Consider the following 8,930-nt stretch of genomic DNA (forward strand, 5'->3'; position numbering starts at 1 on the left):
GATCAGCTCGGCCGCCTGAGAATCCGAAATCCCTGAACTGCTGGCAGAAACCACTTTTTGGACGACTTCCAACTTCTGGAGTCGATCCGCAACGTACTCCAGGAACTGTTCCTCCGGGTAGCCTTTGGGCGGGCCAAGTGTTCTCAAATCGCGTTGTGCGAACTCGAAGGCCGACCGGACCATCTTTGCCTCGTCAAGCTCGCCGGTATATACCTTGAATAGCCGTTCTGGCGACGGGCAGAGGGGTATCCATCGAAAACTCGGATCATCGTCGTGCTCAACATCGATCGAGGTTATCTTTGGACGCTGGGCCGCCAGGTCTGCGGCCTGGTGCGCGATCTGATCACGTAGTTCGGTCGTCACTGAGACGCAGCTGCTCATTAACGATGTTTCCCATGCCTGGAGCTCATGTCGGCTCATATCTAACTCAACAAGGAGTTCGAGATTGGTCGGGAGACGCCAACCAAGCGCTCGCCCTGTCAGATTAGCGGAGCCGAGAAGACAAGACTGGTCGGCCCTGAAGAATTTGGCATGCAGGTTTGGGTGCCTCCAAAGCCGCGCGTTCGCGCGATCGGTAATGACCTCGAAGATCTCCAGGTCACAGACACCGTCTAAGATATCTTCGGGTCGCCAACGTGTAACGCAGTCGATATGGAGCCCTGCCGAGATTGGGACGGCGTCCAATACCCGCTGGAGCGCATCGACCTTAATGAAGGGCGCAACGAGGACGACTCGCTCTTTCGCCGATGACACTAGTTCCAGCAGTTGGTCGCCCAGCATCAATCATCCTCGCCATCGTCGAGGAAGAACCGGGTCATCTTGCCCCACTCTTGACGCATGTCCGAGAGGCGTTGCTTGTGCCTGACTTCTTCCATTTCGTAGCGAGCCCAAGCCGAAAACACGATGCGTAGTGTGTCCGAAGCCATGTGTACGCGGTCGAGCAGTTCCTTCTCGGTATCTTCTTCTGTGTCCGGGTTCAGCGCTCTCACCAGGTTGTCGTAGAACGGATGGTTGGAATTGAAGATAACGTTGGTGACACCGCCTTGGACGCTCTCCACGTTGAAGAACGCATAGCCTTCCATGGCTTTCTCCAGGAAAGCGACCTTGCGCTTTCTCGTAAGGATAGCGTCAGCAATGGCCTTGGCGACGTCGTCGGGATAGTGCTTGTCGTCCTTCAAGTCGTCTTCATAGGCATCCCGGTCATCGGCTCCGAAATCCTCCGTGTCTCCTGGTGTCTCATATCCTTCGTCTGCACGTTGGCGGAACTTCGAGGTGACGGTGTCTTCCACGCCTGGCTCTTCGTGACGCTTGCGGCCGCCCGTACTTCGCGTGCCTTTCGTCTGCTGTTCTGTCCTTTTTCTCAGTTGGGTGATCTGTTCCCGGATGTGCTCGACGATAGGGATTAGGAGCGCCCGCGGGTCACCTTCGCTGCTCGCTCGTTCAATGAAAGAGGAACGGCTTTCATTCGCTTCTGCGTCGGCCTTCCAATCATATTGGGCCAGCTGCGAAAAGATCGTCGCACTTTGCTTGTTGTTCGTTACACCGAAGATTTCGTCGAGCGTGGCAGGGAATTCGACCTCAGCTCCCCACCATCGTTCCGTGGGGTCATAGCTGTTGGTCCAAGATGTATCCAGATCGAGTTCACGACCCTCTCGAACAATCGAAAGACCGAGGTTCTTCATGGCATGCTTGCCGTACGGCTTTGAGCCGCGATTCAGCCCGTCATCAGGCACAGTCTCTGGTTTGGCCCAACTAAACCTGACGAAGACTTTGTGCTGCTTGCCTCCAAAATCGATTGTGAACTCTTCGTCGTTCTCGCCCCAACGCTGAAACATCGGAACCTTTTCAAAAGGTTCGGGAGTGGAGGAGTTCGGCATGAGGTAGAGGGGATCATTGACAACCGCCAACCTTCGGCCGGTGTTCCCACCCTCTTCGACCCGAACGAGGTGAATGGCGACACGGCCATCGTTAATGAACTTGCGATACATCCGGCCGATGATCGCCTCGGTATTTCGCAGGGTCGCTTCAGCGCCTCGCCATGTAAGTCGATACTCTTCAAATCGCGACCAGACAACGAGTGTACCGGACGTTCCCAAAATCTCGGACCGTTCGCGCCATTTGGCGGGAACGGGGGAAGGAGTTGGCGGAGGCACCCGATCTTTCACACCACTTTGAATGTCAGCGACATCCAGATAGGAATGAATTGCGTTGTCCGGACCGTTCGTCCAAGTCCAGACATCCAAGCGGCGGCATTGCGAAATCGAAGAGTTTGGAAGTCCCATGCCGAACCGTCCAATGCCAGCTCGATCCTCCAGGTGAGTGCCGTTTCCAAACTGTAACGCGATGGCCAATGTTTGTGCGGACATCCCATTGCCGTTGTCGATGGTACCGATCTCTTGCAGGCGAAGACGCTGCTGAGAATTCACCTGCTCGTATTGCTCGACACAGATGAGCTCGACTTCACTAGCATCAGCCTGAATTGAGTTGTCGATCAGCTCTGCGAGTGCGTATGCGGTATTTCGATACCCACTATCGCGCATCGCTTTGACGGCGAGTTCCGGTGGAATAATGAATCCGGACTCAGCGGCCCCATCTTCAACAATCTCGTTCATTCCAAACATCTTCCCAGTTGGAGAAAGCGTCGGCCACGTCTCCGAAGCCGTGCATTTCAGTATCCGTCACCGTGACGATCTCTGAGGTTTCATTTCCCCCAGCTTTTACGCCTCGCGTAGCCCGGCCCACCATTTGGCTGTAGAGAACCAGAGACTTGGTGGGGCGGGCAATGATGGCCGCGCTCGTTTGCGGTGCATCAAAGCCAGTTGTGAGAACGCCATAGTTGAACATCACAATAGGTTCTGGCGCCTGGCTCTTGAAGCGTCGAATAGCCCGTTCGCGAGCTGCCGGAGGAGATTCTCCGGTGACGACAAGTGCTTCAGTGCCCCGTGCGAGCATGATGGCTGCTAGCATCCTGGCGTTGGCAACCGATGGGGCAAAGACAATGACGCGGCGATGGGACGACACGAGTTTCTCGCACTCTGAAATAATCCTGAGGTTTCTTTGTGTGCTTTGACCTAGGCGCTCCAGAACACTCCCCGGCACATCTATCGCCTGTGACAGGCCCTGCATGTCTTCCTGCGATAAATCGAGGCCGGCCTGCACATTCAGTGTCCGGAAGTGCGGACGAGCAAGATAGCCCTCGTCCATCAGGTATGTGACCGGGTCGGGGTGGCCCTCGATTTCCAACATTACCTTTTCACGACCGAAGAACTCGGAGAGCTCTTCATCTTTGCTCAAATCATCCCAGGTTCGTCCCGGAGTGGCCGTCAGGCCTAGCAGACGTGTCGTCGCCCGTTTTGTTGCCAGGGCATCTAGAACGGAGCGGTATGTTGGGGCGATTGCTTGGTGTGCCTCGTCGATGACAACCAAAGACGCCCGATCAGCCAAGGTGAGCAGATCGTTCACTGCGTTCTTTTCCAACGCGGACATCTTTCCCAGGCCGGCGACGACGAGCCCGTCCTTGGCGTTAGCGAGATCGACACGTTTGTTTCCCCAAAGCCGCCAAAGCCCGACATCCCTGTTGCCAAGGAAGCGCCACGACTTCTGAAACTCATCGGCTGCTTGATCGAGAAGCTCTATGTTCTGTGCGAGCCATACGACTAGTGTCGGCTCACTGGCGCTCAGGTGGGATCCGACGAGGTGCATTGCGGTACGTGTTTTTCCGGCGCCTGTAGGCATGTGCAGGACACCGCGGTGGGGGCCTTCGAAGAGCATCCGTTCAGTGCGCCTTGCCGCCAATCGCTGATGCTCAAAGAGCCCGTAGCCGACGGGGGCGCGATCATTTCCTGGCAGCTGCGCCCCTGGAGCTGTCGGGTCGTCGACGACACCAAAAAAGGAAAGCAAGGCTGGGAGGTTCTCTGCGTCCGAGGCAAGCTTCAGTGCATCATCGAAAGGGTTTCGCCCGGCTGGAGTGCCGAGTTTTGTGCAAAGCTCGCGCGCTTTCCTTAGCGGCATCAGAGAAATTACGGCGTCGCGCAACGTATCGTGCTGCAGTGTCTCGGCAGGGTCCAGCATGTTCACTGCCAGCTCGGTCAATTTGTCTGACGTGCTGAAACCCGGTTCCAACCCATCCATAATGTCGAGCATTTCGTCAGGAAGAAGGGCTTTGACTCTCCCAGGCTTCGCCAAGCGTAAGAGTTTGGAAAATGCAAGACCCGGCGAGTCCAGATCGATGTCTGTATCGGGTGACATGGTCTGCTCGCTGTCCTCTCATTCGTTCTTTCAGGTTTGTTGGAGGAGTTATGCCACATTTTGGTGCTGGCCTGCTATGCTAGTAAGATGAAGCTCCAAACTATTCCTAGGGTTAGGTAGCGGCTCAGAAGAATCTGTTGGCTGAAGGCTGAGGTTTTTCGTCGTTCAGATGCTGAAAAGCTCCGAACGGCATCAGCAGTTCTGGGAAAGGCGCTGCTAGTGAAAATCCCGGCTCGGAAACAGCTTCTTTGCCTGTTCGCGCGGATGCCGGGCGCTTGATCCGCCGCCACCTCGGGTGGGGTGCCCCATTGCCCCTGCCTGACGATCGCCCGCGTCGGTGGCCGGTCGCCCGAGGCTCGAAAGCATCGGCGAGATATCTTCGATCCGCTCGGCAATCACATGAACGACCTGTCCCTCGCGTTCAATCCTGCCGGTGACACGCAGCAGCCGCCCCGCGATCACCGCCTTGCGGAAGGTCTCGTAGACCCGGCTCCAGACCACCACGTTGGACACGCCGGTCTCGTCCTCCAACGTCAGGAAGATCACGCCCGATGCCGTGCCGGGCCGTTGCCGCGTGATCACGAGACCCGTGACGGTGATGCGCCCGGTCGCCTGGTTCAGCCGTTCATGCGGCAGGCTTTCGGGCAGGCGCGGCCGGAGCAATTCCACCGGATGGGCGCGCAGGGAGAGCCGCAGCGCTAAGTAATCCTCGATCACCTCCTGGCCCAACGTCATCGCCGGCAGCGCAACTGCCGGTTCCGCTCCGCCCTCACCGTCAGCGCCGAAGAGGGGCAGGGGCTTTGGCCCTCGCAACGCCCGGGCGGCCCAGAGCGCATCGCGCCGATTGAGACCGAGCGAGGCGAAGGCATCCCCTTCTGCCAGCTGTCGTTGTGCCCTAATTAAAGAGAATAGAGGCTAATTTTTCCCTGACTTTTCAATGGCTGCTTGTACCTCTATTTGTGGCATTGTACCTTTAATTAGGATACTGTACCCTAATTTAGGATACAAGATTATCTGTGGATAACTTTCGGCGATTTGTGATGAAGACGCGCTGTGAAATCTGAAGCCGTTGCGAAACATCGTGCTGCTATTCTGCGGCCGCTTCTTGAGCTTGAAAAAAAGGGCGACCCAATTGGTCGTGCCATTGGCGACGCGGCATGGGAGTTGGGTCTTTCCAAAAGCTATACTTGGAAGCTTTACCGTCGTCTCAAAGAGAACGATGCTCGATCCGTTGCGCTGCAACCGGGTCGGCGCGGGCCTAAACCTGGAAAAGGGCGTCTTGCTCCGGATGTGGAGCGCATCATCAGCACCACCCTTAGCCGCTACTATCTGGTTCGAGAACGTTCAAGTTTTTTGCGCATTTGGCGTGAGATACGCTCAGAGTGTGATGCAAAGGGCTTCCAGCCTCCGACCCGTCGAACAGTTAAGCGGCGGCTAGATGCGATGGACCAGCGTAAGGTCATCTCAAAGCGACATGGCGCGGACGTAGCTGGACAATTGTTCGCAGCGCGTCCTGGCAAACTCGACGTTCCCGACCCACTCGACGTCGTGCAAATCGATCATACCAAGGCCGATGTATTTTTGGTCGATCACATCGATCGACAGCCTCTTGCGCGGCCGAACCTGACGATGGCGATCGATGTCACCACGCGTGTGGTGTTGGGCGTATACGTGAGTTTCGATGCACCGTCCGTTCTGTCGGTTGCGCTTTGTCTCGACCATTGCGTGCGCCGAAAGACAGTGCATGTGCCCGGCACCCTTGAAGAGCTTACCTGGCCTACGGCTGGTATTCCGAAGGCTGTTCATGTGGACAATGCCCAGGAGTTCCGCAGCAGAGCGTTCAAGTCCGCGTGCGAGGATTGGGGCATTGATGTTTCCTATCGTCCCAAGGGCGGCAAGCATTACGGAGGTCACATTGAGCGCTTGATCGGTACAACTATGGGTTCGGTTCACGTATTGCCTGGAACCACGCACTCGTCACCCAAAGACAAGGGTGACTATAACAGCGAACAAAACGCGACTTTGACGCTTGCTGAGTTTGAAGACTGGCTTCATCTTGAAATCTGTCGGTATCACAACACCCCGCATCGGGCTCTTGGCCGGACACCTCTTGCTGCCTGGAGCGATTTGGGTGGCGATACAGCAGGGCGGCAAGTTGTCGATGTGGACGCGTTTCGATCGAGCTTCATGCCTTTTGAATGGCGCAAGCTTGGCCGCACAGGGATCACGCTTTTTGAAGTGCGCTACTGGAATGATGCGTTTGCGTCCTTGATCGGGCGGGGCAAAGAGAAGGCGCAAGTCAGATTTGATCCGCGGAACCTATCGAAGATTTGGGTGCAGGTAGACGATGGTCGCATGATCGAAGCGCGCTACCGAAATCTCAGTCATCCCGAAATCTCTCTTTGGGAAAGTCGCCGCGCCCGCAAAGAATGGAAAGAAAAGCACGGTGGGCGGATCCACGAAAAGGCGCTGTTTGATATGGTAGACGCGCAAAGGCGTCTGGCCGAGGCAGCGCGCCAGAAAACCAAGGCAGCCAGGCTGGGTAAAGAGCGGGATGCGCGCCTGTCAAAGGCCCCAAAGCAGCGCGACCCTTCTCGTGAAATGTTCGCGATTGATACCGGCAACCCTGATCTTCCAACCTATCCCATAGATGAATTTCATGACCCAAAACGAAAGAATTGACCGCATTCGCAGCGACCATTGGATCGCTTTTGATCGTGCAACGATTGTCCTCAATCGATTGACATCATTGATGGAAACACCGCGACAAAGTCGCATGCCAGGTTTGATGGTCTATGGGAGCTCTGGCATCGGGAAGACGATGATCGCCAAACGTATGGCGAGCAAGTATCCCACTCAATACAAGAGTGATCTCGGGATCACCAAGACACCTGTATTGCTGCTTCAGGCACCACCCGCGCCGGATGAGAGAAGGTTCTACCAACACTTACTATCTACGATTGGCGCGCCCATGTGGGGGCGTCGCACAGTCTCGGAACTGGAGGTTCGGGCGCTGAACCATCTCAGAGACATGGACCTGAAAATGCTCATGATTGACGAGGTGCACAATCTGCTTGCCGGCAGTTACAGGGAGCAACGTCGGTTCCTCAACATGCTACGGTTCCTCGCAAATGAGCTTAGCGTATCGCTCGTGGTCTTTGGCGTTAACGAAGCGCTTGATGCCGTCCGTGGCGATGACCAGCTTGCGCGCCGGTTGGATGAACATTTTTTGCCGCTTTGGGAAGACGATGTAGAGTTCTCACGTCTGATCCAAACACTGATCGCGGCCATGGCGCTGGAAAAACCTTCGGGCCTGACCGTTGCTTCGCTCCGAACCATCCTGAAGGTGACCGGCGGGGTCACGTCCCGCGTCTTTATCATGATTAAGTCTCTGGCCATCGATGCGATTCATTCTGGGGAAGAGAGGATTACGGATGAGGCTGTCGCGACATGGCGGCCGACCTGGAACAAACATGCGTGGACGGTTCCGCTTGAGACGGCCGTTGAGGCCGAGTGACCATCAAGCTTCTGCCCCGCCGACCACCACCCCTATGCGATGAACTGCTTTCGAGCTGGCTTACCCGGCTGGCACAAGCCAATCACTGTTCAACCGAAGAACTGTGCGGCTATCTTGGCTTGCAAAGGGGCAGGGTGCCCGACCGCTCGAGCGACCTTGAGCAAGTTTGTGTAGACCGATTGTGCGCGGCTGTTGGAAGAAAACGTACCGAGATTGCGGCGATGACATTGCCAAATTTGAGCGCCCGCTCATTGAACTATCTGGCAACACATGACTTTCAGACCTGCACATATTGCCAAGAGCAAACGCCGGATCTGGTATTGCGCCACTGGCGGTTTGCTTGGTCGACAAACTGTGAAAGTTGCGGTCGGTCTCTGGTATCGACATGTCCGCATGCTGGTATCTCAAAGCGTATGAAAGCGCGTGCGGTTCAGGGGGCTAAAAGATTGGCGTCAGCTGTAGTCTCTGGCGACCAACAAAGCCTGCATCAGTTCAGACAAACGTCAGACCTTCTGCGATTGTGGAAATTGGCGGATGCAGATGCGCTGATCTCTGAGAACCAAGCCCAAAGAACAATTGTTCTCGCTGCGATTGAACTCGGATCAAAGCACCCGTTGCTTCGCACTGCCTATCGGGTGGCGCGAAACAACCGGGCAGCGCGGAGTCTGTTGCGTACGTTTCCGCGACAGAGTGAGGCTTTGGAGAATCTCCAGAGCTGGGCCCGACTTCATGAATATCGATATGCAGACCAGGGAGCCATAGGCCGCCGAGCTAGAACACGAGGGCTCGGAACAACTGGACTTGTGCCATCCGAGAGAGCGCTTCATGCGGCACGACGCGCAATTGAAGAACTCGGCTCCAACACTGATCGACATGCACTTCTGCTCCGCGCGCAAGAGATTTGGCAGACGGAACCACTCATCCGAAGGTCGCCGAAACCTGTGGACATATCCTAAATAGAGGCACAGAAATCGCCAAAATAGGCCAGAAGCGGTAATTTCTCTTTTATTAGGGTACTACGACACCGGGCTTGCCGGAGGCTAATTATGGTTAGTTACGCGGCCATTTCTTCAGTTTCCAGAGCTGCGTAGAAGTTGGCCTCAGCCTCGGCTGGCGGGATGTTTCCGATGGGCTCGAGAAGTCGGCGGTTGTTGAACCAGTCCAC

The 8,930-nt window shown here is 55.9% G+C and carries 6 protein-coding genes and 1 pseudogene; 3 read left to right on the forward strand and 4 right to left on the reverse strand.

The features are described 5' to 3' along the window. The 4 genes and pseudogenes from N4A58_RS00045 to N4A58_RS00060 form a co-directional block, all read right to left on the reverse strand. Positions 1 to 780: phospholipase D family protein (locus tag N4A58_RS00045; protein ID WP_293706860.1), on the reverse strand; the 780-nt coding region annotated here is incomplete at its 3' end. Beyond that, on the reverse strand, positions 780 to 2,612 hold the full coding sequence (locus N4A58_RS00050; RefSeq protein WP_222481653.1) for an ATP-binding protein: 1,833 nt from the start codon (positions 2,610 to 2,612) through the stop codon (positions 780 to 782). The genes N4A58_RS00045 and N4A58_RS00050, both read right to left, overlap by 1 nt. Beyond that, positions 2,596 to 4,248, reverse strand: a complete 1,653-nt coding sequence (locus tag N4A58_RS00055) for a DEAD/DEAH box helicase (RefSeq protein WP_222481655.1) — start codon at positions 4,246 to 4,248, stop codon at positions 2,596 to 2,598. Before N4A58_RS00055 ends, N4A58_RS00050 begins: the two co-directional genes overlap by 17 nt. Before the next feature lie 216 nt (positions 4,249 to 4,464). Beyond that, positions 4,465 to 5,133: pseudogene (locus N4A58_RS00060) on the reverse strand (OB-fold nucleic acid binding domain-containing protein); the annotation flags it as partial. A gap of 168 nt (positions 5,134 to 5,301) precedes the next feature. On the opposite strand from N4A58_RS00060, the gene N4A58_RS00065 reads away from it, so the two are divergent. The 3 genes from N4A58_RS00065 to N4A58_RS20880 are packed head-to-tail and all read left to right on the forward strand — an operon-like array spanning position 5,302 to position 8,721. Continuing rightward, positions 5,302 to 6,930 carry a Mu transposase C-terminal domain-containing protein gene (locus tag N4A58_RS00065; protein ID WP_082894773.1) on the forward strand — a complete coding sequence of 543 codons (1,629 nt, stop codon included), beginning with the start codon at positions 5,302 to 5,304 and terminating at the stop codon, positions 6,928 to 6,930. Next, the gene (locus N4A58_RS00070; RefSeq protein ID WP_229678661.1) at positions 6,908 to 7,765 is read left to right on the forward strand and encodes a TniB family NTP-binding protein; all 858 of its coding nucleotides are present in this window, start codon (positions 6,908 to 6,910) and stop codon (positions 7,763 to 7,765) included. Before N4A58_RS00065 ends, N4A58_RS00070 begins: the two co-directional genes overlap by 23 nt. Next, complete coding sequence (locus tag N4A58_RS20880) at positions 7,762 to 8,721, forward strand: TniQ family protein (protein ID WP_111368995.1); 960 nt, start codon at positions 7,762 to 7,764, stop codon at positions 8,719 to 8,721. Before N4A58_RS00070 ends, N4A58_RS20880 begins: the two co-directional genes overlap by 4 nt. Positions 8,722 to 8,930: the final 209 nt, after the last annotated feature.

This window comes from Donghicola sp. (genome assembly GCF_025210255.1).
Classification (GTDB): Bacteria; Pseudomonadota; Alphaproteobacteria; order Rhodobacterales; family Rhodobacteraceae; genus Donghicola; species Donghicola eburneus.

Bases quoted from the DNA above. Each gene is read 5' to 3' on its own strand.
- N4A58_RS00050 (WP_222481653.1), bottom strand. From the start codon at position 2,612: ATGAACGAGATTGTTGAAGATGGGGCCGCTGAGTCCGGATTCATTATT.
- N4A58_RS00055 (WP_222481655.1), bottom strand. From the start codon at position 4,248: ATGTCACCCGATACAGACATCGATCTGGACTCGCCGGGTCTTGCATTT.
- N4A58_RS00070 (WP_229678661.1), top strand. From the start codon at position 6,908: ATGACCCAAAACGAAAGAATTGACCGCATTCGCAGCGACCATTGGATC.